Annotated in this window: 17 protein-coding genes and 2 pseudogenes; 2 read left to right on the forward strand and 17 right to left on the reverse strand. The window is 64.1% G+C overall.

From position 1 onward, the window contains the following. Positions 1-100 precede the first annotated feature (100 nt). The 10 genes from AC1DUB_RS07340 to dctP are packed head-to-tail and all read right to left on the reverse strand — an operon-like array spanning position 101 to position 9,065. On the reverse strand, positions 101-1,015 hold the full coding sequence (locus AC1DUB_RS07340) for an acyltransferase domain-containing protein (protein WP_477728980.1): 915 nt from the start codon (positions 1,013-1,015) through the stop codon (positions 101-103). Next, a complete protein-coding gene (mdcB, locus tag AC1DUB_RS07345) occupies positions 1,012-1,887 on the reverse strand; it encodes a triphosphoribosyl-dephospho-CoA synthase MdcB (protein WP_477728981.1) in 876 nt (291 codons plus the stop codon). The genes AC1DUB_RS07340 and mdcB overlap by 4 nt, the downstream gene beginning before the upstream one ends. Continuing rightward, entirely contained in the window at positions 1,884-2,549 is a 666-nt protein-coding gene (gene mdcG / locus AC1DUB_RS07350; RefSeq protein WP_477728982.1) for a malonate decarboxylase holo-[acyl-carrier-protein] synthase, read from the reverse strand. The genes mdcB and mdcG overlap by 4 nt, the downstream gene beginning before the upstream one ends. An 8-nt stretch (positions 2,550-2,557) precedes the next feature. Then, positions 2,558-3,262 carry a biotin-independent malonate decarboxylase subunit gamma gene (locus AC1DUB_RS07355; protein ID WP_477728983.1) on the reverse strand — a complete coding sequence of 235 codons (705 nt, stop codon included), beginning with the start codon at positions 3,260-3,262 and terminating at the stop codon, positions 2,558-2,560. After that, complete coding sequence (locus tag AC1DUB_RS07360) at positions 3,259-4,056, reverse strand: biotin-independent malonate decarboxylase subunit beta (protein ID WP_477728984.1); 798 nt, start codon at positions 4,054-4,056, stop codon at positions 3,259-3,261. Before AC1DUB_RS07360 ends, AC1DUB_RS07355 begins: the two co-directional genes overlap by 4 nt. Further along, entirely contained in the window at positions 4,053-4,364 is a 312-nt protein-coding gene (gene mdcC / locus AC1DUB_RS07365; protein WP_477728985.1) for a malonate decarboxylase acyl carrier protein, read from the reverse strand. The genes AC1DUB_RS07360 and mdcC overlap by 4 nt, the downstream gene beginning before the upstream one ends. Before the next feature lie 13 nt (positions 4,365-4,377). Next, positions 4,378-6,054, reverse strand: a complete 1,677-nt coding sequence (gene mdcA, locus AC1DUB_RS07370) for a malonate decarboxylase subunit alpha (RefSeq protein ID WP_477729081.1) — start codon at positions 6,052-6,054, stop codon at positions 4,378-4,380. Between the two features lie 37 nt (positions 6,055-6,091). Beyond that, a complete protein-coding gene (locus AC1DUB_RS07375) occupies positions 6,092-7,450 on the reverse strand; it encodes a TRAP transporter large permease (RefSeq protein ID WP_477728986.1) in 1,359 nt (452 codons plus the stop codon). After that, complete coding sequence (locus tag AC1DUB_RS07380; RefSeq protein WP_477728987.1) at positions 7,447-8,046, reverse strand: TRAP transporter small permease; 600 nt, start codon at positions 8,044-8,046, stop codon at positions 7,447-7,449. The genes AC1DUB_RS07375 and AC1DUB_RS07380 overlap by 4 nt, the downstream gene beginning before the upstream one ends. After that, a complete protein-coding gene (gene dctP, locus AC1DUB_RS07385) occupies positions 8,043-9,065 on the reverse strand; it encodes a TRAP transporter substrate-binding protein DctP (RefSeq protein WP_477728988.1) in 1,023 nt (340 codons plus the stop codon). The genes AC1DUB_RS07380 and dctP overlap by 4 nt, the downstream gene beginning before the upstream one ends. A 163-nt stretch (positions 9,066-9,228) precedes the next feature. Between dctP and AC1DUB_RS07390 the strand changes: the two genes are divergently transcribed. Further along, positions 9,229-10,143 (forward strand): LysR family transcriptional regulator, encoded by a 915-nt coding sequence (locus AC1DUB_RS07390; RefSeq protein ID WP_477728989.1) that lies wholly within the window; start codon positions 9,229-9,231, stop codon positions 10,141-10,143. Positions 10,144-10,344: 201 nt separating this feature from the next. Next, positions 10,345-10,537 (forward strand): annotated as a pseudogene (locus AC1DUB_RS07395) (IS3 family transposase); the annotation flags it as partial. Positions 10,538-10,957: 420 nt separating this feature from the next. On the opposite strand, the pseudogene AC1DUB_RS07400 reads toward AC1DUB_RS07395, so the two are convergent. The 7 genes and pseudogenes from AC1DUB_RS07400 to AC1DUB_RS07430 all read right to left on the reverse strand — a co-directional run bounded on the left by AC1DUB_RS07400 (position 10,958) and on the right by AC1DUB_RS07430 (position 18,218). Continuing rightward, positions 10,958-12,040 (reverse strand): annotated as a pseudogene (locus AC1DUB_RS07400) (IS630 family transposase). A gap of 68 nt (positions 12,041-12,108) precedes the next feature. After that, complete coding sequence (locus AC1DUB_RS07405) at positions 12,109-13,197, reverse strand: maleylacetate reductase (protein ID WP_477728990.1); 1,089 nt, start codon at positions 13,195-13,197, stop codon at positions 12,109-12,111. Next, positions 13,194-13,511: a Dabb family protein gene (locus AC1DUB_RS07410; RefSeq protein WP_477728991.1), complete on the reverse strand. Its 318-nt coding sequence runs from the start codon at positions 13,509-13,511 to the stop codon at positions 13,194-13,196. The genes AC1DUB_RS07405 and AC1DUB_RS07410 overlap by 4 nt, the downstream gene beginning before the upstream one ends. Positions 13,512-13,521: 10 nt before the next feature. Then, positions 13,522-14,391 (reverse strand): intradiol ring-cleavage dioxygenase, encoded by an 870-nt coding sequence (locus AC1DUB_RS07415; RefSeq protein WP_477728992.1) that lies wholly within the window; start codon positions 14,389-14,391, stop codon positions 13,522-13,524. An 18-nt stretch (positions 14,392-14,409) separates the two neighbouring features. Continuing rightward, positions 14,410-15,375, reverse strand: coding sequence for a Bug family tripartite tricarboxylate transporter substrate binding protein (locus AC1DUB_RS07420; RefSeq protein ID WP_477728993.1), 966 nt, complete (start codon positions 15,373-15,375; stop codon positions 14,410-14,412). A gap of 22 nt (positions 15,376-15,397) precedes the next feature. Further along, positions 15,398-17,278, reverse strand: a complete 1,881-nt coding sequence (locus AC1DUB_RS07425; RefSeq protein WP_477728994.1) for an FAD-dependent oxidoreductase — start codon at positions 17,276-17,278, stop codon at positions 15,398-15,400. Next, the gene (locus AC1DUB_RS07430; protein ID WP_477728995.1) at positions 17,253-18,218 is read right to left on the reverse strand and encodes a Bug family tripartite tricarboxylate transporter substrate binding protein; all 966 of its coding nucleotides are present in this window, start codon (positions 18,216-18,218) and stop codon (positions 17,253-17,255) included. The genes AC1DUB_RS07425 and AC1DUB_RS07430 overlap by 26 nt, the downstream gene beginning before the upstream one ends. Positions 18,219-18,226 lie beyond the last annotated feature (8 nt).

Below are 18,226 nucleotides of genomic sequence, written 5' to 3' on the forward strand. Positions count from 1 at the left end.
CATGCGGCTTCGCTTTTCCGACCACATGCTCCTGTCCTTTCGCGAGTGGTCATAACGAGGAAACGGCAACGCGTCATGTTTTGAAGTCATGTCAGCTCCTTCAAGGCAGGTTTTGACGAGCGATCCAGGTCGCTGCGCCGCCGCAGGTTCGGAATTCGTCCAGCGACCGCGCGGGGATTTGCGGATAGCGCGCAGCCCACATCCGGGCGAGCGCCTGCCCACCGCCGATTTCCAGGACGCAGGCGGGTTGCCGCTCCGCGATCGCGGCCATGCACGCGCTCCACTCGACGGGTCGGCTCAGCTGCGATGCCAACGCGCACACGATCGCGCCAACGTCCCTGGCCGTTTCACCTGTCGCATTGAGTGCAATCGGACAATCCGGCGGCCCGAAACGCACATCTTTCAGTGCGCCCTGAAACGCAGCGGTCGCGTCGCGCATCCAGGACGTATGCGACGCCAGCGCTACGCAGATTCGCTTCAGCTGGGCGCGGTCACCCAGCGCAGCGTGCGCTTTGGCGAGCGCCGCGCGAGCACCGCCGTATACGTTCGTCTCATGATCGATGCGAATTGCCGTCTCGAGTCCCGCGCAAGCGACCAGGACATCCTCTTCGGTGATGCCGCTGACCGCGAGCATTCCCGTATCGTTGCCGGCCACTGCACGGTCCATGAGCCGTGCACGCCTTGCCGCCAGCGTGACCGCTTCTTCCGCCGAAAGCATCCCCGCAGCCGAGCAGGCAGCGATCTCGCCGACGCTGTACCCCGCCACGATTGCGGGCGGCGTGGAGAGCAAAGGGCGAAGCGCTGCCCAGGCCGCCAGCGCGGTTCCGACGATCAGCGGTTGGGCCAGCGCGTTGGTGAGGCGGCACTCTTCGTCGCTCAACACCCCTCGCCAATCGCCGCCCGTGTGGCGCGCCACTGCGGCCAGGACCGCTTGCGCCGGCTCCTGCTGCTCCAGCCAAGGCAGCATGTGCGCATGCTGGTTCCCTTGGCCCGAGAAGATCAGGGCGTAGCTCATTGGATAACCCGGTCGATCCACCAGGCACAGCCCAGCAGGTCGGCGGAGCCGCCGGGCGACAGCCCACGCGCCACGAAGCGCTCATGCATAGCAAAGGCCTCGTGCCGCCACCCGGACCGAAGCACGCCGCCTGCCTGCAGAAAGGCTCGGGCCTCGCGTTGGGCGAAGCGCAGTCCTTCGAGGCCACCGCGATGCGCCAGGTTCGTGTCGTCCAGCCGCGCGATGGTGGCGATCAATGCCTGGACCATCGAAGCGTCGGCAGGCGCGCCGACGGCTCGCATCGCGCAAAGCACCGGCAAGGTCACCTCGAATAGCACGGGAAACCCCCGAGCAGCTTCTTCTCCCGCGCTTCGCAGGCCAAATGCGCGCGCCACGGATTGACCTCGGCTTCTTGCAGAGTCCAGCCGACGGGCCGCTCGTTCGCGCAGTGCCGCGCCCCAGGTTTCAACCAGTGAGGCGCGCAGCGAGTCGGCATCGATGCGCCCGCCTTGCGTGACCCGCCAGCCAGCCGCTGCACACAAGAGGCCCAGCGAAAAAATAGCACCGCGGTGGGTGTTCACGCCACTCGTCGCGGCCAGCATCCGCTGCTCGGCCCGCCGGCCCATGTTCTCCAGCACATCAAGCGGCACGCCCCGCGCGCCCACATTGACCATCGCTGGGAAGTAGCTGCGCAACGCAAACAGGCTGCGCATGAACGTGTTCGCGTCCATGTCGGCGTGGCTGCCGTTGTCGACGAACGAGACCAGGCCCGGTTTGGGCGCCAGGGCCAGCTCATGGTAAAGCGCGAGCACGGCGGCGCGGCCCATGCGGCGAAGCGTTTCGGGCGCCGGCAAGGCGCGCCAGACAGGCTGATGCAGTGATGCCGCGTTCATGCTGCTACGGCTGCGCACTTGCGAAGCCAACCGACGTCGTCCTGGAGCGCGACACCGTACAGGCTCTTCACCAGCACCTCGCGGGTTTCGCCACGCCGCCACCGCAGCCACTCTCGCCATGCAACGGCGCTGCCATTCGGGAACAGAAGTTCACCATCTATCCGGGGCCCATCCCAGCGAAACTCATCCAGGCAACGTGCGACTCGGTCAGCCACGGCGGCGCCGGCTACCGACAAGTGCAAATCAATATCGGATTGACGTGTCACATACTCCAGCCGCGTTATCCGCTGCCAACCATAGCTGCCATGCACGCGGGGATTGGCGGAAAGGCCCGCCAGCCGATCGCACAACGCGATCCAGCTTGCGCGCCGACGAACGGGCAGGAGCATCCGAACATCCAGTGCCTTTGGGAAGCCATCCTGATAGAGCACGCAGTCGCGCGGCGCATGAAGCGGGAGTTTTCGTTTGTCCCAACACACGGGTGCCGCGAGTCCTAGGGAGAGATCGCTCCCTCCCGGAATTTGCCGTCCTACAACCAGTGGCAGGCGCTGATCGAACCAATGCTTCAGGCATCCGAGTGCTTCGTGCTCGCTCGCTTCCTGCAGCATGCCTTCCCAGCCCTGCGCGGACAACCAGACGAGATCGTGGCGTCGCAGCAGCATGGCGCAACTCAAGCCACCAGCACGCGTTCGATGACGGTGCTCGCCAATCGGCGGCCCCCGCGCGCAGCGCCGTCGCGCGCGCGCTCGTCGCTGGTCGGATCTTCATCCAGAGCCGCTGCAAGGCAGGCTTGCAAATCACCTTCCCAGACCGAACGAATCCCACCCATGGCCACGTAGTTGCCGACGCCCGGCGCGAAGACCGGGTTCGACTTCGACAACTCGGTGAGCAACTCCTCGGCTAGCTTCGTCACGCGCGCCATGGCGGGAATGCGCATGACTCGAATCTCCGCTTCCGGCAAGGCATGGCACGCATCGGCGATCAAGCCTGAGGTGATGAACCCGCCGGACAGCGCCTGGTCGTACACGAGGCCGAGCACGCGGTGGCCCCGTCGTCGCGCCAGGTCGACGCAGCAACCCAGATGCGCCATTGCCCGGTTGATGCCGAGCAGCTCGTCTTGGCGGCGCAGCTGCTGACCTTGCGTGTCGATCAACAGAAGAAGGGTGCGCCCCGGATGGCGCTTGATCGTGTCCAGCACTACACGCGCCTGGGCGAGCGCAAGTGCGACGCCGATCGGCGCGTGATTGGTCGTCCCGACCACCGTGATCGGCTCCTCGCAGGCGCCGAAGAGGGCTTCGCCCGTCAACAAGTCACCCTCCTGACGAACATCGTGGTCTGTCTCGAAAAGAGCAGACACCAGATCTTGCCATCTCATGCTGTGACCTTCATTTCATCTGCGGCGGCCGCGAGTCGCTGCGACAGCAGCGCGTGTTCTTGCTCGAGCGACTCCAGCGTCACAAGGCGCGATGCGTCCTCACGAACGATGTGCCCGATCGCCGCGTCCCGGAAGGCCTGCACATCGTCCTCGACCAGCTCGTCGCAGTCGCCGGTAAGGAAACGGTGCCTCCCACCCGTCGTGCGCCACACCAGCGCGCGGTCGCGGGAGTCGAACTCCTCCACACCATGCGAGGCTTCGATCACTTCCGGGCCGGACATCGAAAGGCGGCCGACCTCGCTCATCACGATTCGGTCGGTGCAGCGGGCGACGATGCCCATTCCGCCGAAGCAACCGTTGGCACCTCCGATCAGCGTCACCACAGGGATCCCGGCGGCGCGCACGTCGAGCACGGCGCGCATCACTTCCGACACGGCGATAAGTCCCGCGTTGGCCTCGTGCAGACGGACACCGCCGGACTCGGCGAGCAGCACGACCGCCGATGGCTTGTCGCGCAGAGCGCGCTTCAGCAGTCCGGTCAGTTTGGCTCCGTGGACTTCGCCGACGGCACCGCCCATGAATTGACCTTCCTGCGAAGCCGCAAACACGGGCAGGCCACCGAGGCGGCCGTGGCCGATCGCAATCCCATCGTCGAACGCGCATGGCACCGACAACTGGGCCAGGTGCGGGCTCATCACGCGTTGCGTGGGCGGCAGCCATTCCTCAAAGCTGCCTGGGTCGAGAAGAAACGCAAGGCGCTCACGCGCGCTGCATTCGGCGAAACTCGTCTTCATGGGCGCGCTTTCTGCACGTTGGCTACCGCCTGCTCCAGGCGCAGACTCACCACGGCCGGCGTTGCGCCCATGTCATGGATCGAGACCACGGCACCGTCCAGGCCGTGCCGGTCGTGGAAGTCGCGGATCACGGCTTCCCAGATCGACCCGAACCCGCGCGCCGACGTCTCGATGCGAAACACGCAATCCGCAGATTCACCGGGTTCGATCAGCACTTCCAGATTGCCCGATGCGACGACGCCGACCAGCACCGGCGCGAACGCCGGCTGCCGGCGCGAGCCTCGCAATTCGTAATGCAGGGTTTCCATTCCGTTCATACACTCACCAATTCCGAAAACGCGGGGGCGGTTGATACAGGCCGCCGGAAGCCAGAGCCAGCTCACGCATGGAACGGGCAGCCAGCAGGTTGCGTGTGGCATCGCGCACGTCGATGCCCAGGTCGCTGGGTCTGCGGATGACTCCGCGGTCGCGGAGATTCTCGACCGCGCGCTTATCGCGCGCGAGCCCCACCGGCGTGTAGCCCGCGACGCCGCGAATCGCCTGCTCGCGCTCTTCGTCCGTGCGGCAAAGCAGCAGGTTGGCGATGCCCTCCTCCGTCAGGATGTGCGTCACGTCATCGCCGTAAATCATGATCGGAGGCAGCGGCATGTTCGACCGCCGCGCCAGCTCCCAGGCGTCGAGTTCCTCGACGAAGGCCGGTTGCATGTGCTCGCGGAACGTTTCGACCATCTGCACCACGAGCTTCTGGCCCCGGGGCGTTCCGCGCGCGCCCGTCAGGCCCGCGCGCGACTCCTGGCCCGCCTTGAGCCAGGCGGGACTTGCGTGCCGCCGGCCGCGCGCATCGGCGCCCATATTCGGCGCACCGCCGAAGCCGGTGATGCGGTCCAGCGTCGCCGTGGAGCTGTTGCCCGCGAGGTCGATTTGCAGCGTGGAGCCGATGAACAGGTCGCATGCGTAGTGACCCGCCGCCTGGCAGAACGCGCGGTTGCTGCGCATCGAACCGTCGGGTCCGGTGAAGAAGACGTCGGAACGCGCGCGGATGTAGTCCTCCATGCCGAGTTCGGAGCCGAATGAGTGGATGGACTCCACCCAGCCTGCCTCGATCGCGGGGATCAGGGCTGGATGCGGATTCAGTGCCCAGTGCTTGCAGATCTTGCCCTTCAGACCAAGCGATTCGGCATACGTCGGCAGCAGCAGCTCGATGGCAGCGGTGTCGAAGCCAATTCCATGATTGAGCCGCTGCACGCCGTACTCCGCGTAGATGCCTTTGATGGCCATCATGGCCATCAGCACCTGGATCTCGGAGATCTGCGCGGGGTCGCGCGTGAACAATGGCTCGATCAGGTTCGGCTTCGGAGCCTTCACCACGAAATCGACCCAGCCCGCCGGCACATCCACGCGCGGCACCCGGTCGACGATCTCGTTCACCTGGGCAATCACGATGCCGCCGCTGAATGCAGTGGCTTCAACGATCACCGGGGTGTCCTCGGTGTTGGCGCCGGTGTAGAGGTTGCCCTGCGCGTCCACCGACTGCGCCGCGATCAGGGACACGTTCGGTGTGAGGTCCACGAAATAGCGGCCGAACAGCTCCAGGTAGGTGTGAATTGCGCCGATCTGCAGGCGCCCCTGCGACAGCAGCTTCGCCAGCCGGGCGCCCTGCGGACCCGAGAAGGAGAAGTCCAGGCGCGAGGCGATGCCGGATTCGAACACGTCGAGATGCTCGGGCAGCGACAGCACCGATTGCACCATGTGCAGATCGTGCACCGCCTTCGGGTCGACCTGCACGAGGGCCTTGGCGAGAAAGTCCGCCTGCTTCTGGTTGTTGCCTTCGAGGCAGACCCGGTCGCCGCATTCGAGGACCGCCTCCAGCAGCGCGACCGTGCTACTCGTCGCGACCCGCTTGCCGCCGCAGTCCTGCAACAGCGCCGCTCCCAGCTGGCGCGCAGTGCGCAGCACGCGCTCCTGCCGCTTGACGGCGCGGCTGTTCCAGGGCTTCATGTCGATGTGAGGATGGTTCATGGGATTTGAATGCGCGTCAGGCCTGGCCCGTGCGCGCCATCACGTAGTCGGGCAAGGCGGTGGCAATGCCGGGGAAGAAGCAGATCAGCACAACGGCCAGGAGCATCAAGACCACGAACGGGATGACGCCGCGGATGATGTCGCCCAGCGGGATGTCGGGCGCGATGTTCTTGATCACGAAGATGTTCAGGCCCACCGGCGGATGGATCAGCCCTGTCTCCATCACGATGGTCATCAGGATGCCGAACCACACCAGATCGAATCCGGCTGCCTTGAGCGGGGGCAGGATGATCGGCGCCGTCATGAGGATGATGCTTACCGGCGGCAGGAAGAAGCCGAGCAGGATGACGAGCACGAGGATGGTGGCGAGCAGGAACCACCTGGACAGGTGCATGTCGACGATCCACTGCGCCGCCGCCTGGCTGATGTGCAGGTAGCTCATCACGTACGAGAACAGCAGCGACATGCCGATAATGAACATCAGCATGGTCGACTCCTTGATCGTCGAGGACAGGATCGGCCGCAGGTCGCGCACGCGCCAGACACCGTAGATGGTCGCGATTAGCCCCAGCGCCAGCAGCGCGCCCAGCCCCGCGGTTTCCGAGGGGGTAGCGAAGCCGCCGTAGAGCGCGACCATCACGCCCACCAGCAGCAGCACGAACGGCACGACCCGCGGCATCATCTCGAACTTCTGCGCGGTGCTGAAGCGCTCCCGCTCGAGCAGGGCCGAGTGCGTGCCGTCATGGCGGTATGCCGCTTCGGCGAGCCGGTATTCCTTGCGGTAGCGTATCACCGCCCACAACGCGAACAATGCGACGAGCAGCAGGCCGGGTCCGATGCCTGCGAGGAACAGTCGTCCCAGCGACTGCTCCGCAGCCACCGCGTACAGGATCATGGTGATCGACGGCGGCAGCAGGATGCCCAGCGTGCCGCCCGCCGCGATGATCCCCGCCGCGAACCCCGGCGAGTACCCGCGCTTGCGCATCTCCGGAATGCCGGCGCTTCCAATCGCCGAGCAGGTGGCTGGGCTGGAACCCGCCATTGCCGCAAAGAGGGCGCAGGCGAAGACGTTCGCGATCCCCAGCCCGCCTGGGATACGCCCCATCCACACATGCATCGCCGCGTAGAGGTCCTGGCCCGCGCGCGACTTGCCGATCGCCGCGCCTTTGAGGATGAACAGCGGGATGGACAGCAAGGTGATGCTGGCCATCTCCTCGTAGACGTTCTGCGTGATCGTGTCGAGCGAGCTCGCCGGCATGAACACATACATGAACCCGACGGCGACGCTGCCCAGCGCGAAAGCGATGGGCGCACCGGAGAACATGATCAACAGGGTGACGGCACCAAACAGGGATCCGAGGGCAAGCATGCTCATGATGCGGCCTTTCTGGCGATTATGGAATTGACCGGGTGCGTGCGCTTCCTGGAAATGCCGTTCACCCGGGCGCAAAGCTGCATCGCGAGCTGCACGGCGAGCAGCGTCATGCCGAGCGCCATGAGCCCGTACGGGATCCACAGCGGCGGCGCCCACGAGGACGACGTAGTCTGCTTCTCGACCCAGGCCTCGTGAAACAGCGTCCACGACTTCCACGAGAAGAAGGCGCAGAACGCCGTGCACATCGCGTCGACGAGAAGCAGCCGCACGCGGTTGAACGCGGCCGGCAAAACGGTAGCGACGGCGTCGATGCCGATGTGTCCTCGCAGCGCCTGGACGAACGCACCGCAGAGGAACGTAGCGCCCACCAGGCAGAAAACGGCCGCCTCATCCTGCCAGTCGGTGGAGGCCTTCATCACGTAGCGGGAGACCACGCTGTAGGTGAGCACGGCCGACGCGATCAGCAGCGCGACCATGCCCAGAACGACCATTGCGTCGTTGACGCGCAGCATGAGCCGCTCGGCCGGTTGCAGAAACTTCGGCATGTCGGGATCAAGCTCCGCGAGCGCCGGTCCGGTATCGAGGCCGTGGCTCATAGCAGCTTCTGCGCGGCCTTCATCAGCGCGGCGCAGTTCTCGTTCTTGTCGGCGTAGTCTTTCCATGCCGTGTCCCGCGCGATGGCCTGCCATTTGCGCAGCGTCGCATCGTCTATGTCGTAGACCTTCGCGCCGGCTTTCGCATACAGCTCCGCGGCCGTCCTGTCGTCCTGCTTCGCAGCGTCACGGGCGAAGCCTTCCAGTTCCGCGCCGACGGCCATGACGATGTCCTGTTGCGCTTTGGGCAGCTTCGCGAACACGTCGCGAGAAATCAGCAGCGGCTCGAACATGAACCAGTAGGTGCGCTGGCGACCGGACGTCAGGTGCTTGGCGATCTCCTCCAGCTTGAACGAGATGAAGCTGGTCGAAGAGGTCATCGCCGCGTCCATCGCACCGGTCTGCATGGCCGCATAGATCTCGTTCGACGGCAGCGTGATCACGGACGAGCCTGCCGCCTTGAGCATCATGTCCATTTCGCGGCTGCCGCCGCGGACCTTCAAGCCTTTGGCGTCATCAGGTGTCACCAGCGGACGTGCGCGGCTGGCCACGCCGCCCGCCTGCCACACCCAACTGACGATGAGCACGCCCTTGTCCTCGAGCTGTTTGGCCAGGAGCTTTCCGACCTCGGCGCCCTTCCATTGCGCGCCGACCTCGTAGCTGGGAACCAGCGCCGGCATCAGACCGATGTTCGTCTCGGGCACTTCGCCGCCCGCATACGACAGCGGTACCAGGCTCATATCCAGCGCGCCCTTGCGCAGCGCCGAGAACTGGGCATTCGTCTTCATTAGCGACGAACCCGCGTACACCGATGTCTTGACGGCGCCGCCCGTGCGCTTCTCGACTTCGGCGGCAAAACGCCTGCAGAGTCGGTCCCGAAAGTCGCCCTCGGTGAGGGTTCCGCTCGGGAACTGATGAGAAATCTTGAGGGAAGCCGTGTTCTGTGCCCAGAGTGTCGGGACACTTGCGGCAAGAGCCATGGCAGTGGTCGTGTGCAAAACGTTTCGTCGGGTGGGGTGCATCTTGTCTCCTTTTTTTTCGGCCGAATGCCGATACGAATGGTGGCTTGGGCACCCGGCGTCAGCAATTCGCATTTCATTTAGCCGGCCTACACGCATCGTTAATGCGATGGAGACCCACGATCGCTCCATTAATGTTCAAATGCGCTCAAGTGCCTGATTTACCATGATCAATCTCAATCGCTTCGACCTCACCACGCTGCGCCTCTTCGTCGCCGCTGTCGATGCGGGCAGCCTTACGGCGGGCGCGGATCGATTCGGGATTTCGCTGCCCGCGGCGAGCAAGCGCATCGCGGAGCTGGAACAGCACTGCGGGATCTCGCTCCTGCAACGCGGGCAGCGCGGCGTCAAGGCTACGATCGACGGGCAGACGCTGCACAGGCACACGATCGAAGTGATCGCCCGCCTTGAACAGCTCGCGCAAGCGGTGGACGACTTCCAGTCGGGTGCGACCGGGCATCTGCGTCTTTGCGCCAACCCTTCGGCGTTCGGCGGCTTCCTGCCCAGTGTGCTTGCCGACTATGCCAAGCGCTATCCGAAGGTAACGATCGATCTGGAAGACGCGCTCAGCGAGGATGGTATTCGTGCCGTGCAGAAAGGGACCGCGGAGCTCGCTGTAATTGGCGACAACGTACCGTACGAAGGACTCGAAACGTTCGTCTGCAACGTTGACAAGCTGGTCCTGCTCGTGCCGTCGGGCCACCCGCTCGGCAAGCGATCTATCGCGTCCGTCGAAAGGGTCTTCGACTTCGACTTGGTCACCCTGGCGCGCAGCGCGTCCCTCACGCGCAAGGTAATGGCCGCGGGCGAGTCGGTGGGCCGGGCGCCGCGCATCCGTGTCCAGGTGCGCAGCTTCGATTCGATGTGCCGGATGGTCGCGTCCGGCATCGGAATCGCCATTCTTCCCCGCGCGGCCGCGACGCTCTATGCACAGGCACTTGAATTGAAGATGGTAGGTCTGGAGGGTATTGCGACGGATCGTCTGCTGCTGTTGGCGATGCGCCGGCGATCCGAACTCTCTTCGGCTGCGGCGGCACTGGTGGAGATGCTGGAGCAGGGAACGGGCGCAGTGCCTATCTGAGACGAGCAAACGAAGGGGCGCCTCGCCGGTTGCCGAGCCGCTCCCGCCATCGGTAGATCTGCTGGTCTGGATACCGTGGCGCCGCGCTGTTCCGCTCACGTTACCGCTCATCAATGCCACCTCCACGGCAAGTGTTGAATTGCACTGAAGTCTGACCCGAGGGGGATGCGGACAAAAACTTGGACTACCAGGAGGTAGTTCATGTATTCGTACGAAGACAGAATTCAAGCGGTCGAGCTCTATATCAAGCTCGGCAAACGTCAGGGCAACCAGTCGCCAGTTGGGTTACCCAACCAAGAATGCGCTGAAGGGCTGGTACCGGGAATTCGAACAACGCCTTGATTTATCAGCGGGCTATGCACGCTCAAAGCCAAAGTATTCGCAGGCGCAGAAGATGAACACCAGCGTATCGCCCACCCATTGATCCTCGACGAGAAGTAAGTAAGCGATGAAAACTACTCGATTTCACAAAGCTGGCCGGCCTGAAGCCTTTGTCTACGGGAGGTGCCAGATTCGACGCCCAAAAACCGGGAAGTCCCGATCCGCATCGCGTCCGCCGGAATGAACTTTCCGAACGTTATACGCAGGCGGGGCGGATTCGCACATATCTCTATGTGCCCGCCGCAAAGATCACGGCACGGACTTTGGTGTCGTACAGGCGCCGCAGCGTTTCTATGGAATACGCATGTTGAACTGCGCTGAAGAGGTCTGGCCCAGTCTTGCAAAAAATCCCGACAGGCTCTATCCATGGCAATCAAAGATTTTCCGCGGGAATAGAGACTGTCCTAGTGTGGTGCGCCGATTTGTTTTGCACTTATCGCCCGACTCGCGCCAGAGCGGCCTTGGCGCGGGTGACTTTGGCGAGGATGTCAGAAGCGCTGGCTGTCCAGATGAACGGCTAGGGGGTTTTGTTGTGATGCGCGATGTACTGGGCGATGGCTTGCTCGAGTTCGGCCACACTGGTGAAACTGTCGCGTCTGATGCGGTTTTCGGAGATGTCGCGGAAGAAACGCTCAACCATGTTCAGCCACGAGGCGCTGGTGGGCGTGAAGTGCATGACGAAGCGCGGGTGTTTGGCCAGCCACGCCTGGACGTCAGGATGCTTGTGGGTGGCGTAGTTGTCAACGATCAGATGCAACTGCAGGTGCTTGGGAGTCTTGCGATCAATCAGGCGCAGGAACTTGAGCCACTCCTCGTGCCGATGCCGGTCTTGGCACATCGAGATGACCGTGCCGTCCAGTGTGTTGAGTGCGGCAAACAGCGTGGTCGTTCCGTTGCGCTTGTAGTCGTGGGTCATGGTGCCGGCGCGTCCGGGCTTCATCGGCAGGCCCGGCTGGGTGCGGTTGAGCGCCTGAATCTGGCTCTTCTCGTCACAACTGAGCACAAGGGCATGCTCGGGCGGGTTTATGTACAGCCCGACGACATCGACCAGCTTGTCCTCGAAGCGCGGATCGCGCGAGAGCTTGAAGGTGTCCTGCAGGTGCGGCTTGATCCCGTTGCGCTGCCACACCCGGCGGATGGTCGTGGCGCTCAGGCCCAAATGCGACGCCAGCGTGCGTGTGCTCCAGTGCGTGGCCGCAGCCGGCTTGTCGTGCAGCGTCGTGTTGAGGATGTGCGACTCGATCTCGGGTGTCACGCTCGGTGTGCGCCCCGAGCGCGAGGCGTCTTGCAGCAACGCGTCTATGCCGCCATCAATGAAGCGCCGCCGCCACAGCGCCACCTGCCGCCGATCAAGCCTGACCTCAGTGGCGATGTCCTTGTTTTGCCAACCCTCGGCCGCCAGCAAGATGACGCTGGCGCGTTGCTGCACGCGAGTCTCTACACGCCTGCCCTTGGACAGGATGCGCAACGCACGCTCGGTTTGCGCATCCAGTTCGATCTTCTCGGCAACTCGCATCGCTCCAACCTCCTGGAACGTTCGAGTGTGCCCGAGACGATAAGTTCATTTAATTACGGCGCACAACACTAGTAAGTGCTCATCCCCGGCCGCACGCCTTCATAGGCGCGTTGCAGCAATTGTCGGATTTCGTCGCGCTGCGCTGGGCCGATCGGGCGCGGGTTCCAGTATGGGTTGCGGACCGCAAGGTCGGCCGCGTGATCTAGATCCACTGCTTGCATGCCGATGTCTTTTAGCGCCACAGGCGCCCCGTTGTCGCGGGCCAAGTCGAACAACCCCGCCGCGGCGCTGACGCGGCCCGCGGTTCCGAGGGCGCGGCAGATGCGGGCCATGGCCGTTGGCGCGGCTTGCGCGTTGAATGCCACGGCTTGGGGCAATACGACGGTGTGCACCTCGGCATGCGGCAGATTGAAGCTGCCGCCCAATGTGTGGCACAGCTTGTGGTGCAAGGCCATCCCCACATTGCCAAGCACCACGCCACAGAGCCAGGCACCGTACAGCGCCTCGCCGCGCGCACCTAGATCATCGGCACACCGGCCGATGGCGGGCAAGGCCTGCGCGATAGCGCGTATGCCTTCCTCGGCCATCAGGTCCATTATCGGATTGCTGTCCTGTGCATATAGGCCTTCGACGGCATGCGCAATCGCGTTCATGCCGCTGGTCACGCTCAGTGCCACGGGCAAAGTCAGGGTCAGCGCCGGATCGTAGATCACCGTGCGCGGCAGCACGCGCAGATCTTTCCCGGTCTTCTTCAATCCGGCCTCGGTGATACCGTAGATCGGCGTCATCTCGCTACCAGCATAAGTAGTGGGGATCGCCAGAATGGGCAGACCTGAATCCAGCGCGATTGCCTTGCCCAGGCCAGTGGTGGAGCCGCCGCCAATGGCAATCGCGCAATCCGCCCCCAGTCGGCGCGCTTCCTCCCGCGCTTCGCGTGCTGTCTCCATCGGTACATGCATCACGGCTCTCGGGAAGATGCCGGCAGCGCGATGTCCAATACGATCCGCCACCATCTGCGCCTGGCTCCGCTGCTCAGGTGTCGACAGTACCAGCGCTCTCCGTGCTCCCAGCAACTCGATCTCCCGTTCCAGGTGTTTCAGGGAACCGGCGCCAAACACCACCCGCGAGGAATGGCCGTTGTAGATGAATTCCTTCATGGGCATCTCCCGCCAGCCGCTTCATAATCCACCTGGTGCCGCTCAATACGGATTCCCACCAGCTCGTCCCTGACCCGCAGATGCTCGTGATGATTCGCATACGCGTCCAACGCCGCCTGCGACTCGAATTCGCTGTACAGCACAAGGTCGCACGCGTAGTCAACCTGGCTGACATCGATGCCAATCTCCAGATGAATCAACCCGGGAATGCGTCCCTTCAATCCGTGAAATTCGCGGCGCACGCGTTCGATGTCGGCGTGCTTCTCCTCGAGTGTGCCTGCGCGTACCTTCCACATCACGATGTGACGGATCATTTCCTGCCTCTCAGTTCGCGAGGCCGTCACGCAGGAGCATGGGACGGCTTGGTTTGACCGGATTGAGCACGAAGTCGTACTCGACGAGATAGCTGCCGTCGGGCTGAGGTTTCCAGTCGGCCACCAGGGACTGGCGCACGCCGAATACGGCATCCGAGTCGAGGTAAGGGTCATCGCTCCGGAAAACATGGGTGATCAGTGTTTCATAGCCATCGGCCTTGATCATGAAATGCAGATGGGCCGGCCGCCACGGATGGCGGCCCGCGGCTTTGAGCAGGTCGCCCACGGGGCCGTCATGCGGTATCGCATAGGGAACGGCCAGGATGGAGCGGAAGTGGTAGGCCCCTTTCGCATCGGCATTGAAGGTTCCGCGTGCCTGCGCATGGTCGATCTCTGTGTGCTGCACGTCATACAGGCCGTCCTCGTCGGACTGCCAGACATCGATATGGGCGCCCGGCACAGGTTCGCCAGCGATGCCGCGCACTATCCCGCGAACCAGGCAAGGAATTCCGCGCGCACCGTTTGCGATGTCCGCACCGAGTTCGTAGTGCGGCGCGCCCTCCACATGGAAGGGGCCGAATACCGTGGCTTCGGTGCAGCCTTGAGGCTTGTCGTTGTTCATCGCGACCGTCAGCATCGACAGGCCCAACACGTCGGACAGCAGGATGAATTCCTGGCGCTTGTCGTCGGTGATGTGACCGCAGCGCGTGAGGAACTCGATGCCCTTAAACCACTCCTCTTCGGTGAGGTGAACCTCGCGCGCAAACGCGTGCAGGTGGTTTACCAGGCTGGTCATGATCTGCTTGAAGCGCGGGTCCGCCGTTGCGGCATGGCGTTCGAGCACGGCTTCGGTGATGGTGTTCCGGTCAAGGTTGCGCATGGTTGTTCTCCTTTTCGCTCAGTCAAGCTGGAGCTGCATCCGCCGCGCGACTGTTCCCCACTTGGCGAAGTCCTCCCAGCTGCGCTTCTCGGACTCCTGCGGTGTGCTGGCCTCCACACGCAGATCCATTTCCGCCAGCCGCGCCTTCATGGCCGGCGCCATCAGCGCGGCGCGGACATCGCGCTGGATCTTTTCCGCGACCGCAGCGGGCAGGCTCGCGGGCGCCATCAGGGTTTCGAAGAAAGTCGCGTCGAAGCCGGCATGGCCGATCTCGGCCACCGTCGGCACCGCCGGCAACAGGACCGAGCGTTCCTTGCTGGAGACGGCGACCGCCTGGAGCCGCTTGCTTTGCACATGCGGCAGCACCACGGAGGAGACAATGAAGCCGCAGCCCACGTGGCCCGCCAGCACGTCTTGCGCGGCCGGCCCAGGCCCTTTGTAGGGCACGTGCGTCTGCTTCGAACCGGTGGCCGCAAGCAGCATTTCCATGGCCATGTGGCTGGGCGTTCCGGGCCCACCGGAGGCGTAGGTGTTCGTGGCGGGAAGCTGGGTGAACTTCGCGAGCGTGTTGACCCCGGAAGCCGGATTGCAGACCAGCATCTGGTTAAAGCTCGCGAAGTAGGTCACCGGCTTGAGCGATTGCCGCAGGTCCAAGCCGAGCTTTTTGTAAAGGTGCGGATTGATCGTGAGTAGCGTGTCGGGGCCGACCAGCAGGGTGTGCTCATCCTTGGCTTGCGCCACCTCCCCCGCCGCAATATTGCCGCCCGCTCCGGGCTTGTTGTCGACGATGATGGCTTGCTTCCACGTCGCCTGCAGTGCAGGCTGGATGAGCCTGGCAATTACGTCGCCCGGCGTGCCGGGGGGAAAGGAGGCCACCAGGCGCACGGGCTTGGTGGGCCAGGTCTGGGCGTGTGCCGGTGCGAGCAGTGTCAAGGCTGCGGCAATGGCCGGTAGCTGAAAAAATTGGCGGATTGCTGCTTTCATTCAAGTCTCCTTGGTGGTGTTGTCATCGGCCCGTGACGCGCATCAACACGGCCGTTGCTTCGTGCGCCGCCCTGCCGCGCCAGGCGACGATCTGGTCGGGACGGATCAGTGCCAGCGGCGCCTCATATAACTCGCTCAGCGACGCCTGCGGCAGCCGCACCACGCGCAGGTCGACTGAAAGCGCCTGCGCGGCGATTTCGAAGGCGGCAGTGGAAGGTGCCTCAGGACCCAATGCAAGCAGGGTCCATTCACTGTGGAAGTGGTCGAAAAGCGACTGTCCGTCTTCCAGCCACGCGTGCGGCGGGCGTCCTCCCGGGCTCGCGGTGGCGATGTAGGCATTCGGTTCGTCGGGCGGCAGCACCGCGCCATCGCCGGCGATGATCGGCGAGCCGTCGTAGCGGCCTCCGAAGGTAACGCCGGGAATGTTGAATTCGAGCCGAGCGTGCTCACCGAAGTAGCGGGCCGCAAGTTCACGCTCGGCATCGCCCTTCGGCGAAGCTTCGTCGAGCTCGGCCTTGGCAACAAACAAGCCCACCGAGTCGGCAAAGCGTCGTGCATAACCGGTGTTGCGTTCGGCCAGCGGCTTGCGCTCGGCTGCATAGCTGTCCAGCAGCGTCGCGGGCGCCTGGCCGCGCACCACGCTGGCGAGCTTCCAGCCCAGGTTCACCGCGTCCTCGATCGCGGTGTTGTAACCCAGGCCACCAGTCGGCGTGAACAGGTGCGCCGCATCGCCGGCGATGAACACCCGGCCTTGCTGGAAACGCTGGGCGACGAGCGCGTGGCCGGCCAGCCAGGTTCCCATCGAGAGTATCTCGATCGGAAGTTCGGCGCCAACGGCTTCAGCGAAGACACGGCGGGCATCGTCTTCCGTCCAGTTGTCGGCATCCTCTCCGGGCCGCAGCGCGGCGTGGAAGGCATACTCGGATACGCCGTCAACCGAGGCCATGAAGGCGCGCCGCTGGTGGTTCACCGCGACGTACATCCAGGCCTTGGGATGTTGCAACACCGACAGGAAGCCCTGAGCGCGCAGGTAGACGGCGAACATCTTGCCGCCCATGAACTCGCGCTGGATGCCGGTGACGCCGCCCCATTCGATGCCCAGTTGGCGGCGCACGAAGCTGCGCGCGCCATCGGCGCCGACCAGGTACTTCGCACTCACTTCCTGGGCCGGGCCGCCACCGGCGGGGCGGACGGTCGCACTCACGGTGTTTGCTCCTTCAGCGAAACGCTCCAGCGTCCAGCCATAGCGCAGCTCGGCCGTCGGCCAGGCCTCGGCATGGCGGCGCAGGGCCTGCTCGACGAATTTCTGCGACACGCGGTGCGGCAGTTCGGCCGCGCTCCATGAGCCCGTCATCGACTTGATCTTGACCAGCGCCTCGGCCGCGGTGGGCAGGCTGATGCGTGACAGCTCATGTTGCGCGTAGCGTGTGAAGTAGGCGATGTCGGTCGGATGGTCCGCGGGCAGCCCGAGCGCCCTGATCTCATTGGCAAAACCCAGACGCCGGAAGTGCTCCATCGTGCGAGCCTGGGTGGCGTTGGCTTGCGGGTTGAAGGCGGTGCCAGGCTTGGCATCGACCACCAGGCAACGCACGCCGCGGCGGCCCAGTTCATTCGCAAGCATCAGGCCACAGGGGCCACCGCCGGCGACCAGAACATCTGTGTCGACCACGGTCGGCTGGGGTTGGCTAGGCATCGGGTATCGTTCCTTCGTTATGGGGTGTTTGCTGAAGAACTTGCCCTCAGCCATGGCAGCCGCCGCGATGACCAGGTGATCTGTCAATGCGATGGCCTTGGCCTGGTCAGGGCCTGCAAGACTCAAGGGACAAGCGGGCACGGCCGTCCGGTTCACGCCGGCATCCGGCAGCCGGTCGCCGCTGTCAGTCGCCCTGTATCTTGCGGTCACGGATCAGCTTGCCGAAGCGTTTGGAGTCCTCCGCGCCCTTGCGCCCGAACTCCGCGGGCTTCAGCGGCAGTGCCACGTTGCCGATCGCGAGAATGCGCTCCTTGGTCGCCGACGTGTTCAGGACGCGATTGACTTCAGTATTGACACGGTCAATCACGGCCTGCGGCGTGCCCGTGGGTGCGTAAAGGCCGAACACCGCATCGGCATCAAAACCCTTGAGTCCCAGTTCATTGAGGGTGGGCACCTCTGGCACCTGGGGCGCCCGCTGGGGACTGCCGACCGCCAACATGCGCAGCTTGCCGGTCTTTACATGCTGAAGCGCGATACCGGGGTCAAACAGGAAGTTGATCTGTCCACCCAAGAGATCTGTCAAAGCCGGCGCTGCGCCGCGGTAGGGAACGTGCACGGCGAAAGTCCCCGTCTCGCTCTTCATCATCTCTGCGGCCAGGTGCGGCGAGCTGCCGTTGCCGGGCGAGCCGAAGGAGCGTTGACCGGGGTGGGATTTCAAATCGGCAATTAGTCCTTTGAAATCCTTTACCGGGCTGTCGGCACGCACCACCAGGTAGAACGGGACACGGGCAACCGACGCCACCGGCACCAGGTCTTTCGCCGGGTCAAACGGCATCTTCGTGTACAGGTGCGGGTTGATCGATACCGTGCCGCCGGAAGCCATGAGCAAGGTGTAGCCATCGGCCGGCGACTTGGCGACGAACTCGGCGCCCAGGTTGCCACCCGCGCCGCCCTTGTTCTCCACCAAGACCGGCTGGCCCAGCGCCTCGTGCAGCGGCGGGGCGATGAGCCTGGCCAACTGGTCGGCTGCGCCGCCGGGCGCGAAGTTGACGACGATCTTGATCGGCTTCGTTGGCCAGCTTTGGGCGTGAGAAAACGAGCCCGCACACAGGCCGGCCGCGAACAGGATGGTTGTTAGCAGTGATTTCATCGTAGGTA

This window comes from Polaromonas sp. P4_F9, assembly GCF_056401235.1.

Coding starts and splice junctions, on each gene's coding strand:
- AC1DUB_RS07420 (WP_477728993.1), bottom strand. CDS start 15,375: ATGAAAGCAGCAATCCGCCAATTTTTTCAGCTACCGGCCATTGCCGCA.
- AC1DUB_RS07410 (WP_477728991.1), bottom strand. CDS start 13,511: ATGATCCGTCACATCGTGATGTGGAAGGTACGCGCAGGCACACTCGAG.
- mdcA (WP_477729081.1), bottom strand. CDS start 6,054: ATGAAGCCCTGGAACAGCCGCGCCGTCAAGCGGCAGGAGCGCGTGCTG.
- AC1DUB_RS07340 (WP_477728980.1), bottom strand. CDS start 1,015: ATGAGCTACGCCCTGATCTTCTCGGGCCAAGGGAACCAGCATGCGCAC.
- AC1DUB_RS07375 (WP_477728986.1), bottom strand. CDS start 7,450: ATGAGCATGCTTGCCCTCGGATCCCTGTTTGGTGCCGTCACCCTGTTG.
- AC1DUB_RS07405 (WP_477728990.1), bottom strand. CDS start 13,197: ATGAAGGAATTCATCTACAACGGCCATTCCTCGCGGGTGGTGTTTGGC.
- AC1DUB_RS07355 (WP_477728983.1), bottom strand. CDS start 3,262: ATGAGATGGCAAGATCTGGTGTCTGCTCTTTTCGAGACAGACCACGAT.
- AC1DUB_RS07430 (WP_477728995.1), bottom strand. CDS start 18,218: ATGAAATCACTGCTAACAACCATCCTGTTCGCGGCCGGCCTGTGTGCG.
- mdcG (WP_477728982.1), bottom strand. CDS start 2,549: ATGCTGCTGCGACGCCACGATCTCGTCTGGTTGTCCGCGCAGGGCTGG.
- AC1DUB_RS07360 (WP_477728984.1), bottom strand. CDS start 4,056: ATGAAGACGAGTTTCGCCGAATGCAGCGCGCGTGAGCGCCTTGCGTTT.
- AC1DUB_RS07415 (WP_477728992.1), bottom strand. CDS start 14,391: ATGCGCAACCTTGACCGGAACACCATCACCGAAGCCGTGCTCGAACGC.
- dctP (WP_477728988.1), bottom strand. CDS start 9,065: ATGCACCCCACCCGACGAAACGTTTTGCACACGACCACTGCCATGGCT.
- mdcC (WP_477728985.1), bottom strand. CDS start 4,364: ATGGAAACCCTGCATTACGAATTGCGAGGCTCGCGCCGGCAGCCGGCG.
- AC1DUB_RS07390 (WP_477728989.1), top strand. CDS start 9,229: ATGATCAATCTCAATCGCTTCGACCTCACCACGCTGCGCCTCTTCGTC.
- AC1DUB_RS07380 (WP_477728987.1), bottom strand. CDS start 8,046: ATGAGCCACGGCCTCGATACCGGACCGGCGCTCGCGGAGCTTGATCCC.
- mdcB (WP_477728981.1), bottom strand. CDS start 1,887: ATGAACGCGGCATCACTGCATCAGCCTGTCTGGCGCGCCTTGCCGGCG.